General features: G+C 72.9%; 14 protein-coding genes and 1 pseudogene. 7 read left to right on the top strand and 8 right to left on the bottom strand.

Going from position 1 to position 19,753, the window contains the following annotated elements; all coding sequences use genetic code 11:
- Positions 1-39 precede the first annotated feature (39 nt).
- The 5 genes from ACFWVV_RS27220 (at position 40) to ACFWVV_RS27200 (ending at position 8,087) form a co-directional block, all read left to right on the top strand.
- Positions 40-1,383 carry a hypothetical protein gene (locus tag ACFWVV_RS27220; RefSeq protein WP_384341923.1) on the top strand — a complete coding sequence of 448 codons (1,344 nt, stop codon included), beginning with the start codon at positions 40-42 and terminating at the stop codon, positions 1,381-1,383.
- Complete coding sequence (locus ACFWVV_RS27215; protein ID WP_384341925.1) at positions 1,380-4,109, top strand: tetratricopeptide repeat protein; 2,730 nt, start codon at positions 1,380-1,382, stop codon at positions 4,107-4,109. Before ACFWVV_RS27220 ends, ACFWVV_RS27215 begins: the two co-directional genes overlap by 4 nt.
- A gap of 2 nt (positions 4,110-4,111) precedes the next feature.
- Positions 4,112-5,512, top strand: a complete 1,401-nt coding sequence (locus ACFWVV_RS27210) for a PP2C family protein-serine/threonine phosphatase (protein WP_384341927.1) — start codon at positions 4,112-4,114, stop codon at positions 5,510-5,512.
- A 151-nt stretch (positions 5,513-5,663) separates the two neighbouring features.
- A complete protein-coding gene (locus ACFWVV_RS27205) occupies positions 5,664-7,022 on the top strand; it encodes a VWA domain-containing protein (protein WP_384341929.1) in 1,359 nt (452 codons plus the stop codon).
- A 63-nt stretch (positions 7,023-7,085) separates the two neighbouring features.
- The gene (locus ACFWVV_RS27200) at positions 7,086-8,087 is read left to right on the top strand and encodes an FHA domain-containing protein (RefSeq protein WP_384341931.1); all 1,002 of its coding nucleotides are present in this window, start codon (positions 7,086-7,088) and stop codon (positions 8,085-8,087) included.
- 140 nt (positions 8,088-8,227) lie between these two features.
- On the opposite strand, the gene ACFWVV_RS27195 is transcribed toward ACFWVV_RS27200, so the two are convergent.
- The gene (locus ACFWVV_RS27195; RefSeq protein ID WP_384341933.1) at positions 8,228-9,196 is read right to left on the bottom strand and encodes a methyltransferase domain-containing protein; all 969 of its coding nucleotides are present in this window, start codon (positions 9,194-9,196) and stop codon (positions 8,228-8,230) included.
- A 137-nt stretch (positions 9,197-9,333) separates the two neighbouring features.
- Between ACFWVV_RS27195 and ACFWVV_RS27190 the strand changes: the two genes are divergently transcribed.
- Positions 9,334-9,738: a globin gene (locus tag ACFWVV_RS27190; RefSeq protein ID WP_384341935.1), complete on the top strand. Its 405-nt coding sequence runs from the start codon at positions 9,334-9,336 to the stop codon at positions 9,736-9,738.
- A 53-nt stretch (positions 9,739-9,791) separates the two neighbouring features.
- Here the strand turns inward: ACFWVV_RS27190 and ACFWVV_RS27185 are convergent, their stop codons facing one another.
- From ACFWVV_RS27185 to ettA, 3 genes are read right to left on the bottom strand one after another with little or no spacing between them, the layout of a single operon-like run.
- Positions 9,792-10,475 carry a hypothetical protein gene (locus ACFWVV_RS27185; protein WP_384341937.1) on the bottom strand — a complete coding sequence of 228 codons (684 nt, stop codon included), beginning with the start codon at positions 10,473-10,475 and terminating at the stop codon, positions 9,792-9,794.
- A gap of 13 nt (positions 10,476-10,488) precedes the next feature.
- Positions 10,489-10,950 carry an acyl-CoA thioesterase gene (locus ACFWVV_RS27180; RefSeq protein ID WP_384341939.1) on the bottom strand — a complete coding sequence of 154 codons (462 nt, stop codon included), beginning with the start codon at positions 10,948-10,950 and terminating at the stop codon, positions 10,489-10,491.
- A gap of 5 nt (positions 10,951-10,955) precedes the next feature.
- Positions 10,956-12,620, bottom strand: coding sequence for an energy-dependent translational throttle protein EttA (ettA, locus tag ACFWVV_RS27175; protein WP_384341941.1), 1,665 nt, complete (start codon positions 12,618-12,620; stop codon positions 10,956-10,958).
- Between the two features lie 326 nt (positions 12,621-12,946).
- Between ettA and ACFWVV_RS27170 the strand changes: the two genes are divergently transcribed.
- Positions 12,947-13,243: a hypothetical protein gene (locus ACFWVV_RS27170; protein ID WP_384341943.1), complete on the top strand. Its 297-nt coding sequence runs from the start codon at positions 12,947-12,949 to the stop codon at positions 13,241-13,243.
- A 103-nt stretch (positions 13,244-13,346) separates the two neighbouring features.
- Here ACFWVV_RS27170 and ACFWVV_RS27165 read toward each other — a convergent pair whose 3' ends face one another.
- The 4 genes and pseudogenes from ACFWVV_RS27165 to ACFWVV_RS27150 form a co-directional block, all read right to left on the bottom strand.
- Positions 13,347-14,804 (bottom strand): TQXA domain-containing protein, encoded by a 1,458-nt coding sequence (locus tag ACFWVV_RS27165; RefSeq protein WP_384341945.1) that lies wholly within the window; start codon positions 14,802-14,804, stop codon positions 13,347-13,349.
- A gap of 379 nt (positions 14,805-15,183) precedes the next feature.
- Positions 15,184-15,630, bottom strand: a pseudogene (locus ACFWVV_RS27160) (single-stranded DNA-binding protein); the annotation flags it as partial.
- A gap of 294 nt (positions 15,631-15,924) precedes the next feature.
- A complete protein-coding gene (locus ACFWVV_RS27155; RefSeq protein WP_384341947.1) occupies positions 15,925-17,937 on the bottom strand; it encodes a GTPase in 2,013 nt (670 codons plus the stop codon).
- Positions 17,938-17,942: 5 nt separating this feature from the next.
- Positions 17,943-19,523: a dynamin family protein gene (locus ACFWVV_RS27150; protein ID WP_384342193.1), complete on the bottom strand. Its 1,581-nt coding sequence runs from the start codon at positions 19,521-19,523 to the stop codon at positions 17,943-17,945.
- Positions 19,524-19,753: the final 230 nt, after the last annotated feature.

Raw genomic sequence — 19,753 nt, 5'->3', positions numbered from 1 at the left:
GCACGGCAGCATGTGACGGCAGAAGCGGAGAGGTGATCGATGGGCGTCGCGGGATCCTCCTCCGGCCCGGCGGGGAGTCCTCCGGGCCCGGTCCTGGACCGGGACCGGGCGGACCGTGCGCTGGCGCGGCTCGGCGCCGAGCACGAGGCGATCGAGACCTCGCTGCTCGCCCTCCAGGACCACGCCGGACGGCGGCTGCTGGAGGGTGCCGAGCTGACCGGCGTCACCAAGGACCGGTGGGCCGACACGGAGCGCTCGATCGCGCTGCTGTGGACGTACTTCGACGCGTACACGGCGGCCGTCGAGGGGGCCCGCGAGGTGCGTGCCCGGCGCCGCTGGCCCAGCCGGGAGGACCTGGTGGAGCTGACCGACGTGCTCCAGGGGGACGGCATCACGGTGTCCGGCGGCGCGCACACGCACGGCGCCCCCGCCTCCCTCACCGGGCCCGCCAAGCTCTCCGAGCACTTCTCGCTCGCCGAGCTGGTCCGGCGGATGAACGAGCTGTACGCCGCCTCCCTCGACATGGTGGTCACGGCCGACGCCGTGTGGTCGGCGCTGCCCGCCCGGATAGACCTCCTCGCCGCCGAACTGCGCCGCACCCGTTCCCTCGCGCACTCGGTGGGGGTGCGGCCCGGTGAGCACCCGGCGGGCGACGACCTGGAGTCGATCACCCAGGAGCTGGCGTCGCTGCGCGCCCAGGTGGTGTCCGACCCGCTGGCCTTCTGGCATGCCGCACCCGGGAGTTCGGCGCCCGGCGGCGGCCGGCCCGACACCGGCCGCTACGACCGGGCGGCCCGCGGCCTGGAGGACGTGCGCCGGGAGATCGACGCCGTGCTGACCGTGCGGCAGGACGCCGAGCAGCGTCTGGTGAAGCTGCGCGACGTGCTGTCCCGGGCGGACCGCACCCTCACCGAGGCGAGGTCCGCGCGCACCGAGGTCCTCGCGAAGATCGCCGGTTCCTCGGTGCCGGCGGTGAGCGGCCCGCCGACCACCCTCCAGGAGCTGCTGGCGGCTGCCGCCGAGCACCGCCGGCACGCCCGCTGGCACCGGCTTTCCCCGCTGCTCGACTCGCTGGAGCGGGACGCGGAGGACGAACTGCTGCGGGCCCGCGAGTCGTTGAGTGCCGTCACCGCACCGCTGGCCGTACGGGCGGAGCTGCGCGGCAGGCTCGACGCGTACAAGGCGAAGGTCGCCCGGAACGGCATGGCGGAGGATCCGCAGCTCGTCGAGCGGTACGACGCCGCGCGCCGGATGCTGTGGAGCGCGCCGTGCGACCTGCGCGCCGCCGAGCAGGCGGTGCTGCGCTACCAGGACACGGCCAGGGACCTCCTGACCCCACGCCCCACGGCACCCAACGACCGCATCCACGGGGGTAACTCATGAGCACCGCCTGTCAGCGCCCCGGCTGCGGGGGCACCTACGAGGACATGGGTGGCGGGGAGATGTACTGCGACACCTGCGGGCTGGCCCCCGTGGTGTCGCAGAACGGGCTGATCTCCGCCCCCGCGACCGGCGTCACCGGTGGCGGCAAGGCATCGTCGCGGGGCTCCCGCAGCGGCTCGCTGCGCGGCAGTTCCCGCGCCTCCTCGCAGTCGTCGCGGTCCTCCCGCTCGGCCACCTCCCGGCGCTCGGTCTCCGGCCGGCTGTCGCGGGCGCTGTCCGGCTCGACTGCCTCGCGTTCGGTGTCGGTGCGCTCGTCCGGCAAGGCGACGGCGGCCTCCGCGCGCAACCGGCTCGGCGCGGGCCTGGTCACCGTGCCCGACGTGCCGCGCCCCGATCCCCGTACCGCGATCATGGACAACCCCGAGGTCCCCGAGCGGAAGCGGTTCTGCTCGCGCTCGGAGTGCGGGGCGCCGGTGGGGCGGACCCGCGGGGAGCGGATCGGGCGCACCGAGGGGTTCTGCACCAAGTGCGGCAACCCGTATTCCTTCGTGCCCAAGCTGGGCACGGGCGATGTGGTGCACGGCCAGTACGAGGTGGTCGGCTGTCTGGCGCACGGCGGTCTCGGCTGGGTCTACCTCGCCGTCGACAAGGCCGTCTCCGACCGCTGGGTGGTCCTCAAGGGCCTGCTCGACACCGGTGACCAGGACGCGATGGCGGCCGCGATCTCAGAGCGCCGCTTCCTCGCCGAGATCGAGCACTCCAACATCGTCCGGATCTACAACTTCGTCGAGCACCTGGACACCCGCACCGGCTCCATGGACGGCTACATCGTCATGGAGTACGTGGGCGGCAAGTCGCTCAAGGAGATCGCCAACGAGCGCCGCGACACCGGCGGCAAGCGCGACCCGCTGCCGGTCGAGCAGGCCTGCGCGTTCGGCATCGAGGCCCTCGAAGCCCTCGGGCACCTGCACAGCCGCAATCTGCTGTACTGCGACTTCAAGGTCGACAACGCGATCCAGCAGCAGGACCAGCTGAAGCTGATCGACATGGGTGCGGTGCGGCGGATGGACGACGACGAGTCGGCCATCTACGGCACGGTCGGCTACCAGGCTCCCGAGGTCGCCGAGGTCGGCCCCTCGGTGGCCTCCGACCTGTACACGGTGGCCCGCACGCTGGCCGTTCTCACCTTCGACTTCCAGGGCTACACGAATGTCTTCGCGGACTCGCTCCCGGACCCGGACAACATTCCGGTCTTCCAGAAGTACGAGTCCTTCTACCGCCTTCTCGTCCGGGCGACGGACCCGGACCCGGCCCGCCGGTTCGCTTCCGCTTCGGAGATGGCCGAGCAGCTGACGGGGGTGCTGCGGGAGGTCGTGGCGCTCCAGACGGGGCGGCCCAGGCCGTCGCTGTCCACCCTGTTCGGCCCCGAGCTGCGGGTCACGGACACCGGTCTGTTCGCCGAACTGAGCGGTTCGGTGTCGCAGTTGGGCATCCGGTCGCTGCCCGCGCCGCGCCGCGTGCGGCAGAAGGAGCAGCCGGCAGCGGTACCGCGGCTTCCCGCACCGTCCCAGGCGCCGGTCCCCGCGCAGGCAGTGCCCGCCGGGCAGCAGTCCCCGTATGCGCTCCAGGGCACACCGCAGCCCGGTGGGGCCCAGCCCGGCGCCGTGTCCGCGCCGACGGCGGCGGCCGTCGCGTACGCGCCCACCCAGGGCGGGCTTCCGGTGCCGCCCGCGCCGGGCGTCCCGCCCGCGGCCACAGAGCCTGCCGCCGTGCCGTCGGTGGTCCCGGAGAACGCCGCCTATCTGCGGCCCCTGGAATCCCGGACCACCTCGCTCGCCCTGCCGGTCCCCCGGGTCGACCCGAACGACCCGAACGCCGGGTTCCTCGCGGGCCTGATGGCGGCCGCCCCCGCTGAGCTGATCGGTGCCCTGCGCTCGGCCCCCGCCGACTCGGTGGAGCGGCGGCTGCGCGAACTGCGGGCCCTGCTGGAGATGGACGAGGCGGCGGATGCCGCGCGGACCCTGGCCGAGCTGGAGGCCGCGTACCCGGACGACTGGCGGGTGGTCTGGTACCGCGGCATCGCCTCGCTGGCCGCCGGGGACAACGAGACCGCGGCACTGTCCTTCGACGCGATCTACGACGCGTTCCCCGGCGAGGCAGCCCCGAAGCTGGCGCTCGCGGTGTGCGCGGAGGTGCTCGGCCAGCTGGACAACGCAGCCGAGTACTACCGCCTGGTGTGGACGACGGATCCCTCCTACGTCAGCGCCGCGTTCGGGCTGGCCCGCGTACAGCTCGCGGCGGGGGACCGGCCGGCCGCGGTACGGACGCTGGAGTCGGTGCCCGAGGCGTCGATCCACTACACGGCGGCACGGGTCGCCGCCGTACGGGCGAGGCTGCGGCGGCGCGCCGCACAGGACCCGCTGATCGACGATCTGCTGGCGTCCGCGGCGCAGGTGGAGGCCCTTCAGGGCTTCGGTCTGGACGCCGTGCGCAGGGAGCAGCTGGCCACCGAGGTGCTGGGTACGGCACTGGACTGGGTACTCTCCGGTGGGCACGGGGCCCGCCCCGTGCAGACCGCGCTGCTCGGCAGCCCGTTGGACGAGCGGGGCCTGCGCTTCGGCCTGGAACGCTCGTACCGGGTGCTCGCACGGCTCGCGCAGCGCGGCGACGAGAGGATCGAACTGGTGGAGCGGGCCAACCGTCTCCGCCCCCGGACTTGGGTGTGATGATGTCTCAGACGCACCAGCTGTCGGCCTGCCCCGGCTGCGAGGAGCCGCTGGAATCGGGCGACTCGTTCTGTGAGGTGTGCGGGTACGACCTGACGGCCGTGCCCGAGCCGCCGCAGGACCGTCCGACGGTCGCGATCGGCACGCCCGCGCCCGGGGCGCCCCCTGCGGGCGTCGCGGTCAACGGGCAGTCCACCGGCGGCCCGACCCAGGAGTCCTCCGCGCCGGGCTTCGGCGACGAAGCCGTCCGGGCCGCCGATCCGCGCACCCCCGCCGGGCACGAGGCCGGCGCACCCGGCGGTCACCACGAGCCCGGCGCACCGGGCGGCCACCACGAAGCCGGCGCGCCCGGCGGCTTCGACGACCACGGCGAGGACACCGCCGACATGCCCGTCGTCCAGCCGCCCGGGGCCGGCGACTACCCCCTGGCGGCGCCCGGCGGGCCGGCCGAGCAGCCGCAGCAGGTGTGCGTGGCCTGCCGGGCCGGCCGGATCGACACCGACGGCTACTGCGAGAACTGCGGCCACGCCCAGCCGCGCGAACGCGACCACCAGGAGCGGGAGCTGGGTTCGGTGGCCGCGGTGAGCGACCGCGGGCTGCGCCACCACCGCAACGAGGACGCGTTCGCGATCTCGGAGGCGACGCTGCCGAGCGGTACGACGGCGACGATCGCCGTGGTCTGCGACGGGGTGTCGTCGGCGACCCGCCCCGACGAGGCCTCGGCCGCCGCGGCGGCCGCCGCGAACGCCCTGCTCCAGGAGTCGCTGCCGCAGGGCACCCATCCGCAGCAGGCGCTGCACGAGGCGATCCTGGCCGCCGCCGAGGCGGTCAACGTGCTGGCCGCCGACCGGCCGGCCGCCGAGGAGCACGAACCGCACCGCCACGAGAACGCCCCGGCCTGCACGCTGGTGTCCTCGATCGTCGCGGACGGCCTTCTGGTCGTCGGCTGGATCGGCGACAGCCGGGTCTACTGGGTGCCCGACGACCGCTCCGCGCCGCCCGCCCGGCTCACCGAGGACGACTCGTGGGCGGCCCAGATGGTCGCCGCGGGTCTGATGGGTGAGGCGGAGGCGTACGCGGACGACCGGGCTCACGCGATCACGGGGTGGCTGGGCGCGGACGCGTACGAGATCGATCCGCACACCGCGTCCTTCAAGCCGGACCGGCCGGGTGTGGTCGTGGTCTGCACGGACGGGCTGTGGAACTACGCCGAGGCGGCCCGGGACATGGCCCTCGCCCTGCCGGCCGATGCGGCGGCGCGCCCCCTGCACAGTGCGCAGGTGCTGGTGGGGCACGCCCTCGACGGGGGCGGGCACGACAACGTAACAGTGGCGGTGCTGCCGTTCCCGATGCTGCCCCAGGGGGCAGGCTCCGCCTACGGAAACGGCACCGCGCAGCAGTAGTCCCGGCTGCGGGGAAAGGCAGGTCCGGCGGCAGGGGCATGTGCGCCGCCGGGTTCCGGCCCTCCCCGCCCGGCGCAGGTCAGCAGTACGCCAGATGCAGGTCGAAAACCACGTCTCGCACCGTCCGCAGGTCTCGCTAGGAGCCGATTCGATGGCCAATTTCTCCAAGTCCCACGTGCCGCAGTTCTCCGTCGACGTGTACCAGAACGAGTTTCTGCCGGAAGGCGGCCGTGAGGTCAACGCGATCGTGACGGTCACCTCGACCGGCGGCGGCACCAGCGGGGCGGCCCCCCTCGCGGGGGCCTCCGCCCCGCCCCCGCGCATACCCGGCGAGGGTCCGGCGGCGGCCGTGGTGATCATGGTGGACTGTTCGGGTTCGATGGACTACCCGCCGACCAAGATGCGCGGTGCCAGGGATGCGACGGCCGCCGCGATCGACGCGCTGCGCGACGGTGTGGAGTTCGCCGTCGTCGACGGCACCCACATCGCCAGGCAGGTCTATCCGAAGCAGGACCGGCTCGCGGTCGCGAGCGCGGAGACCCGGGCGCAGGCCAGGACGGCGCTGCGGTCGCTGAGCGCGGGCGGTGGCACCGCCATCGGAACGTGGCTGAAAATGGCCGACCGGCTGCTCGCCACCTCCGACGCCCCGATCCGGCACGGCATCCTGCTCACCGACGGCCGCAACGAGCACGAGTCGCCCCAGGACCTGGCCGCCGCCCTGGAGGCCTGCGCCGGCCGCTTCACCTGCGATGCCCGCGGTGTGGGGACGGACTGGGAAGTGAAGGAAGTCACGGGCATCGCCTCCGCCCTGCTCGGCACCGCCGACATCGTCGCGGACCCCGCCGGGCTCGCCGCGGACTTCACGCAGATGATGGAGAACGCGATGGGCAAGGAGGTCGCGGATGTGAATCTGCGGCTGTGGACGCCCGTCGGAGTCGAGATCAAATTCGTCAAGCAGGTTGCCCCGACGGTGGAGGAGCTGACCTCGCGGCGCACCGAGGCCAATCCCCGCGCGGGCGACTATCCGACCGGTTCCTGGGGCGACGAGTCCCGCGACTACCACGTGTGCGTGACCGTTCCGGAGGCCGGTGTGGGCCAGGAAATGCTGGCCGCCCGGGTCTCCCTGATCCTCCCGGACGCCGCCGGGGGCACCCCGCAGACGCTTTCCCAGGGGCTGGTGCGGGCAGTATGGACGGACGACATGGTGGCCTCCACCTCCATCAATCCGCAGGTCGCCCACTACACGGGTCAGGCGGAACTTGCACAAGCAATTCAACAGGGCCTGGATGCGCGGAAGTCGGGCGATTTCGACGGTGCCACGTCCAAACTGGGACGGGCCGTCCAGCTCGCGGCGGCCTCCGGGAACGCGGATACTGCGAAACTGCTTGCGAAGGTGGTGGATGTCGTCGACGAGGCGACGGGTACTGTGCGGCTGAAGGCGAAGGTCGCGGAAGCGGACGAGATGACTCTCGAGACGCGCTCCACCAAGACTGTTCGCGTCAAGAAGTAGAACGTTTCGGTTCAGAACTGTGTACGGCCTGCGGGCCGGACGAGGAGAGGGGGAAGCGCCGACATGCCGACCTGCCCGAACGGACACCAGTCGGGTTCCGACGACTGGTGCGAGGTCTGCGGCCATCGCATGGCCGGCGCCGTGCCGCCGCCCCCGCCACCGCCGCCCGCGTACGGCTACCCGCAGCCCGACCAGGGCGGGTACGGCGGCCAGGACGCCACCGCCCAGGCGGAGCTGTGCCCGCAGTGCCGCACCCCGCGTGAGGCGCTGGCGCCGTTCTGCGAGGAGTGCCGGTGGAACTTCCTCACCCACCAGGCGACGTACCCGCAGCAGAACGCCCCGCAGCCCCCGTACGGCGGGCAGCAGCAGCGCGACCCGTACGAGTACCAGGGTTCGCGGCCCTCGCAGATGAACCGCCCCGCGGAGCCGTTCCAGCAGCAGCAGGCCCCGTACCAGCAGGAGTACCAGCAGCAGCCGCAGCACACCGGCGGTGCGGGCGACGACGACTGGATGCTGCCGCCGCCCTCGCAGCAGGGGCAGCAGGGCGGATACCAGCAGGGGCAGCAGCACCAGGGCGGATACCCGCAGCAGGGGCAGCAGGGCGGATACCAGGGCGACTACCAGCAGGGGCCGCAGCAGGGCCATCCGCAGCAGGGCGGCGGGCAGTGGTCCGCGACGGTCGGCCCCGACCGTGACTACTTCATGGCGATGATGCAGCGCAGCGGCCCGGAGGCGGGTGGCCTGAACCTGCCGGCGTACTCCCCCGAGCAGCAGCTCCAGCTCACCGGCAACCAGATCACCATCGGCCGCCGCCGGCACTCCACCGGTGAGTCCCCCGACGTGGACCTCGCGGTGCCGCCGGAGGACCCGGGCGTCTCGCACCAGCACGCGGTGCTGGTGCAGCAGCCGGACGGCACCTGGGCGGTCGTCGACCAGAACTCGACGAACGGCACGACCATCAACGGCGGCGAGGACCCGATCCAGCCGTACGTGCCGATGCCGTTGCAGGACGGCGACCGGGTGCACGTCGGCGCCTGGACGACGATCACGATCCACCGCGGCTGACGGGCCGCGCCCCGGCGGGGGGGGGGGGGCCCCCCCCCCCCCCCCCCCCCCCCCCGCCGCTGTTCTCCCACTCGGCCATGGGTCGCTCCGCCATGGGTCGCCCGGCCGTGGGTCGCCCGGGCGCAGGCCGCTTCGCCGGGTCACTCCGCCATGGGCCACGTGTAGGGGCCTGCCGGGTCGTCCAGCCAGGCCCACTGGCCCGCGGCGCCGACCGCCACCCCGAACCGCTCCCGGCGCGGCCTGCCCTCCAGGTGCCACAGGGAGAGGGCCTCGTGCGGGTCCAGACTGCTCGCGCTGAGCGTCAGCAGGAAGCGGAACAGGTCGTTCTCCAGTGCGGACCTGGGCAGTCCGCCGGTGTAGCGGGGCGTGGGCGCCGCCGGGCCGCCGCGCAGCGGTACGAAGTAGGCGGGCGTGGTCAGGAAGCGCCCTTCGGCGTGCCCTGCGTCCCGTACCCGCAGGGCGATCAGTCCGGTCGACAGCGGGGCCAGGATGCGGGCGCCCGGCGTGCACTGCCGCAGCCACGCTCGGGGCACCGCGGGCACCGTGCAGGTGGCGACGATCCGGTCGAAGGGCCCGCGCTCCGGGCATCCCCGCGCCCCGTCCCCCACGACCACGGCGGGCCGGAACCCGGCCTCGGCCAGATGCGCCCGGGCCGATTCCGTGACCTCCGGGTCCAGGTCGACCGTGGTGACGTTGTCCTCGCCGAGCCGGTGGGCGAGCAGGGCCGCGTTGTAGCCGGTGCCCGCGCCGATCTCCAGGACCCGCAGGCCGTCCCGTACCTCCAGTTCGTGCAGCATCCGTGCCATCAGTGAGGGCTGGCTGCTGGAGGAGAGCAGCACGCCGTCCTGGACCCGGGTGGCGAGCGCGGTGTCGGCGTACACCCCCTTCAGCCAGCGCTGCCGCCGCTTGGGGTCCGGGTCCCGGCCCCAGAGGCACTCGTAGCCGCCGGGCCCGTGCTGGAACCAGTGCGGTACGAACAGATGGCGCGGCACCTGTTCGAAGGCGGCCCGCCAGGCCGGGTCATCAAGAGCTCCGGACGCCGCGACGGCGCGGACCAGCGCCGCCCGCTCGCCGGCGTACAGGTCGACGTGCTCCGCGTGTGCGCCCATGGGTCCACTGTGGCGCGCCCACCGGCCCCTTGGCGAGTACGCGGGCCGCACCGGCCCCGGCGGGTGCGGGCGGATCCCGCGGCCGCGGTGGTCGTAGGGCCCAGGTCCTGGTCCCTGCCGTCTGAGACGATGGACAGGTGAACGAGATTCCGCGGGGAACCCTTCAGGAGCAGACCTTCTACGAGCAGGTGGGCGGGGAGGCGACCTTCCGGCGCCTGGTGCACCGCTTCTACCAGGGCGTCGCCGAGGACCCGCTGCTGCGGCCGATGTACCCGGAGGAGGACCTCGGCCCGGCCGAGGAGCGCTTCACGCTGTTCCTGATGCAGTACTGGGGCGGGCCCCGCACCTACAGCGACGAGCGCGGCCACCCCCGGCTGCGGATGCGGCACGCCCCGTTCCAGGTGGACAGGGCGGCGCACGACGCGTGGCTGCGGCACATGCGGGTGGCGGTGGACGAGCTGGGCCTGGACGCCGAGCACGAGCGGCAGCTGTGGAACTACATGACGTACGCCGCGGCTTCCATGGTCAACACGGAGTCCTGAGTCCGGGACGGCAGAGCCGGGCCCGGCTCTGCCGTCCCGGTTCAATGGCCTGTTCAGACCGGTGCGACCGCCAGTGAGCCCAGTCCCGCGGAAGCCGCCGTCCGTACCGAGACCGAGCCGTAGGGCGTACGCAGCCGCAGCCAGTTTCCGGCCACCAGCAGGGCCACCGGCACGCCGGGCCGCAGGAAGCCCAGCGACTGGGCGGCGTGCACCGCCCGCAGTGGCAGTTGCGTACCGGCGAGCGTCCGCGACCAGATGTCGCGCCCGATCCGGTCCCGGGCTGCCCTGGTCCGCTCCTCGGGAGCCAACTCCTCGTCCCGCGCGCGGAATTCGGCGACCGCGGCCGCCACGACCTCGCGCAGTGCCGCCGCGTCCGGCATCCCTTCGACCTGCTGCCAGCCGCCGTGCGGCGGCAGCACGCCCGCCCACGGCGGCCCGGTGACCGCGTCCGGCACCCGCAGCGCACCGGCCTGCTCGTCGATCGCCTCCAGGAGCTCTCCGGCGGACACGGTCACGTCCAGCGCGGCGGGCCGCGCCAGGCGGGCCGTGCGCACCGCGAGCACCTCGAAGGACGGCGGCCGGCCGAACACGGCCAGCGCACCGCCCCGCGCCTGGAGGCGGACGGCGGCGGCCCGGTCGTAGTGGACAAGCCGGCCCAGGAAGGCGGCGAGGTCCGCCGCCTCCCCGGGTCCTTCCAGCTCCAGCCTCCGGGCCTGCTCCCGCGCGCGCACCGTCATGGCCGCCCCGCCGTCATGCCGCGACAGCCCCGGCCGCACCGGACCTGCCGCTCCTGCCGCCGTCCGCGGAGTCGTCGCGGTACTCCTCCAGGAAGGACCGCTCCTCGGCGGAGATCCGCCGCGGCCGGCCTTCCGCCAGGTTGAACGGGACGACGACCGTCGAGGCCCGTACGTACACCTGCTCGGGGTCCTTGATCTCGTACGCGATCGTCAGTGACGCCGCGCCGATCTTCGTCACCCATGACTCGATCGTGACCGGCTCGTGCCGGTGGACCAGGGGCCGCACGTAGTCGATCTCGTGCCGGGCCACGACGGACCCGCCCGTGAAGGACGTGCTGCCCTCCCCGGGCGCCAGCCGGAACATGAAGTCGATCCGCGCCTCTTCCAGGTACCGCAGGAAGACCACGTTGTTGACGTGCCCGAAGGCGTCCATGTCCGACCAGCGCAGGGGGCAGGAGTAGATGTGCCGAGCCACAGCTGTCAGCCTCGCGTGAGCTTCTTGTAGGTGGCGCGGTGCGGACGTGCCGCATCGGCCCCCAGACGCTCGATCTTGTTCTTCTCGTACGACTCGAAGTTGCCCTCGAACCAGTACCACTTGGACTCGCCCTCGTAGGCGAGGATGTGCGTCGCCACCCGGTCCAGGAACCAGCGGTCGTGGGAGATGACCACGGCCGCACCGGGGAACTCCAGCAGCGCGTTCTCGAGCGACGACAGGGTCTCGACGTCGAGGTCGTTGGTCGGTTCGTCGAGGAGGAGCAGGTTGCCGCCCTCCTTGAGGGTCAGCGCCAGGTTGAGGCGGTTGCGCTCACCACCGGAGAGGACCCCGGCCGGCTTCTGCTGGTCCGGGCCCTTGAACCCGAAGGCGGAGACGTAGGCGCGCGAGGGCATCTCGACCTGGCCGACGTTGATGTAGTCCAGCTCGTCGGAGACGACGGCCCACAGCGTCTTCTTGGGGTCGATGTTGGCGCGGGACTGGTCGACGTAGCTGATCTTGACCGTGTCGCCGACCTTGATCGAACCGGAGTCCGGAGTCTCCAGGCCCTGGATCATCTTGAACAGCGTGGTCTTGCCCGCACCGTTCGGGCCGATGACGCCGACGATGCCGTTGCGCGGCAGCGTGAAGCTCAGGTCGTCGATCAGGACCTTGTCGCCGAAAGCCTTGGAGAGGTTCTCGACGTTGACGACGATCGAACCCAGACGCGGGCCCGGCGGGATCTGGATCTCCTCGAAGTCCAGCTTCCGCATCTTGTCGGCCTCGGCAGCCATCTCCTCGTAACGGGCGAGACGGGCCTTGGACTTGGTCTGGCGCCCCTTGGCGTTCGACCGCACCCACTCCAGCTCTTCCTTGAGGCGCTTGGCGCGCTTCTCGTCCTTCTTGCCCTCGACCTTGAGGCGGGTCTGCTTCTTCTCCAGATACGTGGAGTAGTTGCCCTCGTAGGGGATCGCCCGGCCGCGGTCGAGCTCCAGGATCCACTCGGCGACGTTGTTCAGGAAGTAACGGTCGTGGGTGACGGCCACGACGGCACCCGGGTACTTCGCGAGGTGCTGCTCCAGCCAGTTCACCGACTCGGCGTCCAGGTGGTTGGTGGGCTCGTCGAGGAGGAGCAGGTCCGGGGCCTCGATGAGCAGCTTGCAGAGCGCCACGCGGCGCTTCTCGCCACCGGAGAGGTTGGTGACCGGCCAGTCGCCGGGCGGGCAGCCCAGGGCGTCCATGGCCTGCTCCAGCTGGGCGTCGAGGTCCCAGGCGTTGGAGTGGTCGAGGTCCTCCTGGAGCTTGCCCATCTCCTCCATGAGCGCGTCGCTGTAGTCGGTCGCCATGAGCTCGGCGACCTCGTTGAAGCGCTTGAGCTTGCCCATTTGCTCGGCGGCGCCGTCCTGCACGTTCTCCAGGACGGTCTTCGACTCGTCGAGCTTCGGCTCCTGCATCAGGATGCCGACGCTGTAGCCCGGCGACAGGAACGCGTCGCCGTTGGACGGCTGCTCGATCCCGGCCATGATCTTGAGAACGGTGGACTTACCGGCACCGTTGGGGCCCACCACACCGATCTTGGCGCCGGGCATGAAGTTCAGGAAGACGTCGTCGAGAATCACCTTGTCGCCGTGCGCTTTACGCGCCTTGCGCATGGTGTAGATGAACTCAGCCAAGAGAAACCGTCCGGCAGATCGTGGGGTGGGCAGATACACCCCATCTTGCCTGACCGCTACCTCTGGGGGGAAACCCGTATGGCCGAGAGCCCACGACCTGGACGTACACCGGTAGCCGGACTGTCACTGGGTGTCGCCGGCGAGTGCCGCCGGGCGCCGCCGAGCGGGCTTCGCGACGGTTTCGTGCCTGCCCCTGTCCTGCGACACGGACGCAGGACGAGATGTTGCTGCCCTGATCGCTCGGGGTGAGGCTGAACGGAACGTCACCGGGTCTCAAGCGAGCGCGGACATCGCGCCGGTCGTGGTGACCGGAAGGAGCGCGTGCGATGAGGGTCATGCTGAGAGCACATCTGGACACCCAGATCTCGAACGAGGCACTCAAGAACGGCACGCTGCCGGACATCATGCGGTCGATGACGGAACGGCTCAAGCCCGAGGCGGCCTACTTCGGCCCCAGTGAGGGCGGGCGCTGCTGCACCTTCGTCTTCGACATGCAGGACAGTTCCCTGCTGCCCTCGATCTCGGAGCCGCTCTTCGAGGGACTCGGCGCGAAGGTCGAGATCACGCCGGTGATGAACGGCGAGGACCTGCAGAAGGGTCTTGCCGCGCTGCAGCACGGCTGACCGGTGTGCGGGCGGGCATGACCGTGGCGGCCGTGCCGGTGCGGCGGGCAGGCCGGGGACCGGGCACCCGGCAGGGGTGTCCGGTCCCCGGGGCCGTGGGTGGTTACTCGCCCTGGGGGGCGGGGGTCTTCTTGCGCAGCAGGAACACCGTGCCGCCGCCGATGACGAGCATGCCGAGCGCGAGGTAACCGATGGTCGGCGTCGCGGCGGAGCTGCCGGTGGCGGCCAGGTTCTCGTCGTCGCCCGTGGCGATCGGTGTGGGCTTTCCGGCGGTGGCCGGGGTGGGCCGGTTGGCCGGGGCGACCGCGGTGCCGACGGCCACGGTGCCCGCGGTCTCGCAGTCCAGGACCCCGGTGAAATTCTTGCGCAGGCCGCCGGGGCCGGAGACCGTGAGGTCGTACGCCTGGTCCTCCTGCAGGGGGATGGTCACCGTCCGCGAGGTGCCTGCCGCGATGGTGTGGCGGAAGCCGAGGAGCTCGAACGTGAAGGCGGCGTCGCCGGCGTTGGCGGCGGTGATGCCGACACCGCCCTTGGCGCAGTCCTTCCTGGCGGACAGTGCCGGGACCGCTCCGGCCGCCTTCGGGGCGGCCCAAGTGACGGAGGCGCCGGCGGTGACCGTGGAGGTACTGGCCCCGGCCAGGATCTGGGTCTGGCTGTGGGAGTCGCTGACGAAGGCACGCCCGATCGGCACCCGGGCGTCCGCCTGGACGCTGAGCGCGCTCGTGCCCGCCGGTGCGGAGGCCGGGATGTCGAAGTAGAGCTGGGTTCCGTCCTTGGCGTGCGTGACGGGGCGGCCCTGCTTGTCGACGACCTTGACGCCGTCGGGCGCGTCGGCTGCGAGGCCCACGTCGACCCGGTCCGCCTGGGCGCGGACCGTGACCGGGCCGACCCGCTCACCGGCTCGTCCGGCCACCGCGGGCGGGTTGAGGGAGAGCGAGGCGGGCGGCTGCGGGGCGTTCTTCGCGGCCCGCTCCAGGTACGCGGCGAGCCCTGCCGCGCCCGGGTCGGCGGGGCGGGCCTCGACGTTGTCGGAGAAGCGCCAGATGGCGGCCTGGGTGCCCGCGGCCGCGGACTTCTGGTCGAGCGCCTTGACGTCGGCCTTCTCGGCGAGCGCCGCGAGATCGTTGACCTGGGGGTAGGAGTTCTCCAGGATCCAGCGGATCTTGCCGGCGTTCTGGTTGCGATGCAGCGAGGACTGGTCCCAGCCGACTTCCTTGTACGTGGTCCCCTCGCGTGCCGGGGTCCGCAGGTCGATGCTGTAGCTCTGCAGGGCACCGCCGCCTGTGACGGCCATCTCGAAGAGTCCGGCCTCCGCCGTCCACTCCTCGCCCGCGTCACGGATGGTCACCGCGCCGTGGACCGCCAGCTTGCCGAGGGTGGCGGCGGCGCCGCCCGAGGTGCGCGGCTGCTGGTCCGCCACCGCGCTCCCCGCACCAGCCAGCACCCCGGCCGCGAGCAGGCCGGGGGCCAGTGCCGCGGCAAGCAGGCGGCGGGCCCGGGGTACGCGTTCCGAGCGGGCAGGATGCGACTTCCGGTCGGAAGCCGGCGCTACGGCAGTCATGCAAGTCCCCTCCGGGCGAGGTTCCTTCGCAGTGATGCGCGTGTGGGGCGTGCCTCGCCTGCAACCCCAAGTGCCCCATGGGTATCCAGGAATCCTAAGGAAGCAAGGCCGAACAACCCCCCGCCATGCGGCCAGACGTCCGATTCCGAATCGCAATCGTTATCGCCCACGAGTGAACCCTCCCTGCGTTGTCGACAAGTCCCCTCCACATTGCGGATGTTCAGGACACCGCCTCCGCGGCCTGCCGGTCCGGCGGCCCGACCGATGCCCGGACCGCTTTGCGGTCGGGCGCGCCCTGGGCCGCCCAGCTCACCGGGGTTTCGGCCGCCCAGCCCTGCGGCACGGTCTGCGCGGCGGGCACGGCCGGTGCGGTCTGCGCGGCGGGCACGGCGGGTGCGGTCTGCGCGGCGACGGGTTCTCCGTGGTCCGCGGCGCGGGTCGCCGCCGGTTCCACCAGTCGGGGGTCCGCCCTGGCCACCCGGCGGAACGCCGACGTACCGCGCGTCATGTCGTGGCCCACCGCGATGGCGTCGACGTCCGCCGAGAACCTGCGTTCGCCTTCCCTGGTCTCGTCCTTGACGCGCAGTCGGCCGTGGACGACGAGGGGGTCGCCGACGTCGACCGAGGAGGACAGGTTCGCCGCCAGGGTCCTTCTCGCCCACACCGTGTAGAAGCTGGTCGGTCCGTCCGCCCAGGTCTGCTGCTCGCGGTCCCAGCGCCGCGCCCGCACCGCGAGCCGCAGCCTGACCACGTGCCCCAGTGCCGTTTCGGTGCCGATAGGGCCGGTGGCGGCGTTGCCCACCAGGGTCACCATCGTCTCGTTCATCACGGAACTCCCCTCCATGGCCAGCCGGCTCCCGGCTGGTGTCTCCCTCTGGTGACTCCATGCTGGCCGGAGCCCGGATTTCCCGCTGCGGCCTGTGGATCATCCGCCGGTTGGGGACAACTCCGTCACCCGTACGGGGCGGCCGTCAGTGGCGGCCCTCATTGGCAGGCCGCAGCGGCGGCCCGCCAGGGCCCCACCCCGGTGCGCACGCCACGGCATCCGTGACGGACACACGCCCCGCACTGCCGCGCCCCCGCGCCCACCACCGCGGCGTCCGCGACGGACACACGCCCCTCACCGCCCCGCCCCCGTGACCGTCACGTACCGCTCCCGCACCTCCCGGTAGCGCAGCAGTTCCGCCGCCACAGGGTCCAGCACCTTGGCCCGCCCGCAGCCGGCCGCGGCCTCGCGCAGCCTCCGCTCGACGTCCTGCCCGTACCGCCTGGCGGGGCCGCGCGCGGCCGCCCAGCAGCCCCACTCGACCGCGGGCCCCCCGGCGACGCCCGCCAGCATCAGCAGGAACGGCAGGAGCAGGCCCGGCTCCAGGACGCCCAGGACCTGCCCCAGCAGCCAGATCCCGCCGAGCACCTGAAGGAGCGTCATGGCCGCCTGGGCCAGCACGGCGACGGGCCACCACGCGGGCCGCGGGGGGTGTCCCCTGTTCGAGCGGGGCCGGGAGCCCGAGGGGGGGTTTGCCCGCGACGCCCCGGCGGACCCGGCGGACCCGGCGGACCCGGCGGACCCGGCCAGCGTGTCGAGTTCCTCCGGCAGGCCTTCGGCGCCGCGCACCGCGGCTTCCCGTACGGCCTGGGCCCAGGGCGCGGGCAGCCCGGCCGTGGCGGCGTCGGCGACCGTGCGCACCGCCTGCTCGACCCGCTGGCGCGCCGTCACCTCCGTGTCGCCGGCCGTGGTCCGCGTCCGCTCCGTCGGTGCGCCGCCGCCGGGCATCCGCCGGGCGTCGTACCAGCGCCACAGCCGCAGCCAGGGCGTCCCGCAGGCCCGGCCCGCGTGGCGCCGCCATTCGCGCTCCGCCGCCTCGCCCGCCGCCGCGGCGCCGATCGCCTCGGCCAGCCGGTCCGTGAACTCCTGCCGTGCCTCCTCCCCCAGCCCCGCCCTGCCCTCCGCCACGTACACCGGGCGCAGCCTGGCCGCCGCCGCGTCCACATCGGCGGCGAGCCGCCGCCCCGCGGCACCCCTTTCCGTGACGAACGTCCTCAGCAGTTCGCGTAGTTCCCCCACCCCGTCACCCGTCAGGGCGGAGAGCGCGAGGACGGTGGCACCCGGCTCGCCGTGCTCGCCGAGCGCCATGCCGTCCTCGTCGAGGAGCCGGCGCAGGTCGTCGAGGACCAGGTCGGCGGCTTCTCCGGGCAGCCGGTCGGTCTGGTTGAGCACGACGAAGGTGACCTCCGCGTGCCCGGCGAGCGGACGCAGATAGCGTTCGTGGAGGGCGGCGTCCGCGTACTTCTCCGGATCGACCACCCAGATCACCGCGTCCACCAGCGCCAGCACCCGGTCGACCTGTTCCCGGTGCGCGATGACGGCCGAGTCGTGGTCCGGCAGATCGACCAGGACAAGTCCGCGCAGCCCCTCGTCACCGCCGCTCCCGGCACCCGTGCCGACCTGGAACGGCCGCCTCCGCAGCCGTCCCGGGATGCCGAGCCGGTCGAGCAGGCCGGCCGCACCGTCCGTCCAGCTGCAGGCGATCGGCGAGGACGTGGTGGGCCGTTTCAGCCCGGTCTCCGAAATCCTCACTCCTGCGAGCGAATTGAAGAGTGTGGACTTGCCGCTTCCGGTTGCTCCGGCGATCGCGACGACGGTGTGCTGGGCGGAGAGCCGCCGCCGCGCCACCGCCTCGTCCAGTACCCGGCCCGCTTCGTGCAGCGTGTCCCCTTCGAGCCTGGCCCGCGAAAGTCCCACCAGTTCCCGCAGGGCGTCGAGCCGTACGCGCAGGTCGTCCGTGTACTCCCCGCCGCCGGGCGGTACGTCGCCGGACTCGTCGGGTAGTTCCCCCGGCCACTCCCGCAGCTCACCGAGGGACCGGCCGCCCGGGTCCGGGGCACGCCCGACCGCCCGGCGCGCGATCAGCCCGTCGTCCCAGCCACCGCTCCCGGCAGCAACCGCGCCCCATGCCGCGTCGGCGTCCGGCGCTCCCGCAGGCTCCTCCGTGTCCGCCCCGCCCACCGCAGCCGCTTCATCCGCCGCGGCCTCGCCGAACTTCTGCGCCCCGCTCAGCACCGTTACCGCTTCCACCTTCCTCATGCCACCCGCCTCGCTCGCCCCGGTCGTCGCCGTCGTCCTCGCGGTCACCGCCGTCACCTCTCCTTCTTCGTCACGGACAGCGCGGCGATCAGCGCGGACTGCGGCTCCGGCGTCACGTCCAGCGCGTCGATCGGTGCCAGCCGCCGGTCCCGCTCGGCGTGCAGTACCTGTTCGATGTACGTCGCCACCAGTTCGCCGCCCCGGTCGCGCAGCCGCAGCGCGCTCTGGGCCCCGATCCGCTCGGCCAGCCGCTCGCCCGCCGACCTGGCCCGCCGCCCGCCGAGCAGGGCCGCCGCGAGCAGGGCCGCCACGGCCTCCGGGTCGGGTGCGGCGGGCCTGTCCAGCTCTCGTACGACTTCCTCGGCCAGCTCCTCCAGCACCCGGCGCCAGCGGCGTACGACCAGGCCGATCCGCTCCCCCGACTCCGGGTCGGGCCCGCCCGGGGCGACCGCGAGGGCGGCCGGTTCGTCGCGCCAGACCGCCCGTACGCGTTCGTCGGCGGCGGCCACCGCGCACTGGAGCAGCGCGGTCAGGCTGTCGACCAGCGAGTCCAGCAGTTCGGAGTCGGTGGCGTCGGCCGGGTGGGCGCGCCACCGGGTGAGGGCGCCGCCGGAGAGGACAGCTCCGTTCCGCAGCCGGGTGGCCACCCGCTCACCCTCGTGCGCGTACGCCTCCTCGACGGCGCCGGTCAGCCGTACGGCGGCGGCGTACTGCGCGGACACCGCGCCCGCCAGTTCCGGCATCCGGGCGTTCAGCGAGTCCATGGCGCCGCGCGCGGTACGGGCCACGGCCTGCTGCCGGGCCGCGGGGTCCCGCACCCGGTGGGTGAGCCATTCGAGGAGCGGTGCGACCGCGGTCGACGGCAGCAACCCGCTTCCCCCGCCGGCAGACTCGGGCAGCTCGGGGATGGTGAAGCGGGGCACTTCGCCGAGCCCGGCCCGGGTCAGCAGCGCCGCGTACTGGCGGGACACCTCGCCCACCACCTGGTGCGGCACCCGGTCCAGGACGGTCACCAGCATCGCGTCGTACTCCTTGGCGGCCCGCAGCAGATGCCACGGGACGGCGTCGGCGTACCGCGACGCGGTGGTCACCATGACCCAGACGTCCGCCGCGCAGATCAGTTCGGCGGCCAGTACCCGGTTGGCGGCCACCAGGGAGTCGATGTCGGGGGCGTCGAGCAGCGCCAGTCCCAGGGGCAGCGACTCGGAGGTCTCCACCCGCAGCACGCCGCTGTCCTCGTCCTGCGCCCCGTCGTCGCACCGCTCGGGCAGCCACACCCGGGTCAGGCGGGGCAGCACGCGCATCCCGGCGAACCAGTGGTGGTCGTCCGGGTGGCACACCAGCACCGGCGTACGCGTCGTCGGCCGCAGCACCCCCGCTTCACTGACCCGGCGCCCCACCAGCGAGTTGACCAGCGTCGACTTGCCGGCCCCCGTGGAGCCGCCGATGACGGCGAGCAGGGGCGCTTCGGGATCGCGCAGCCGGGGCACGAGATAATCGTCGAGCTGCGCGAGGAGTTCAAGCCGGGTCTGCCGGGCGCGGGGAGCCCCCGGCAGCGGGAAGGGGAGGCGCACGGCGCCGACACGGTCGCGCAGGGCGGAGAGTGCGTCAAGCAGCTGAGGCCGTACGTCCAAGGTCACCACATACGAAGAATGCCCAACTATGCCCGTTTTTTGAAGCGTATAGACAGTCTCTGCGCGCCGATATCCCCCCAATCGGGGACAATGCGCACCCTGGGACACTTGGGACGAGTGGGGCACAGGCATAACGAGTGCACAACACCCGGGGCGCGAGACGCCAAAAGCGGTGCGCGATTCGCACTCGCCTGCGATTATCGGGGGCGCTTCACTGAACCTCCACATCG

The sequence above is a fragment of the Streptomyces sp. NPDC058663 genome, assembly GCF_042716745.1.
Taxonomy (GTDB): domain Bacteria; phylum Actinomycetota; class Actinomycetes; order Streptomycetales; family Streptomycetaceae; genus Streptomyces.
This window is presented reverse-complemented; position numbering and strand designations above follow the sequence as displayed.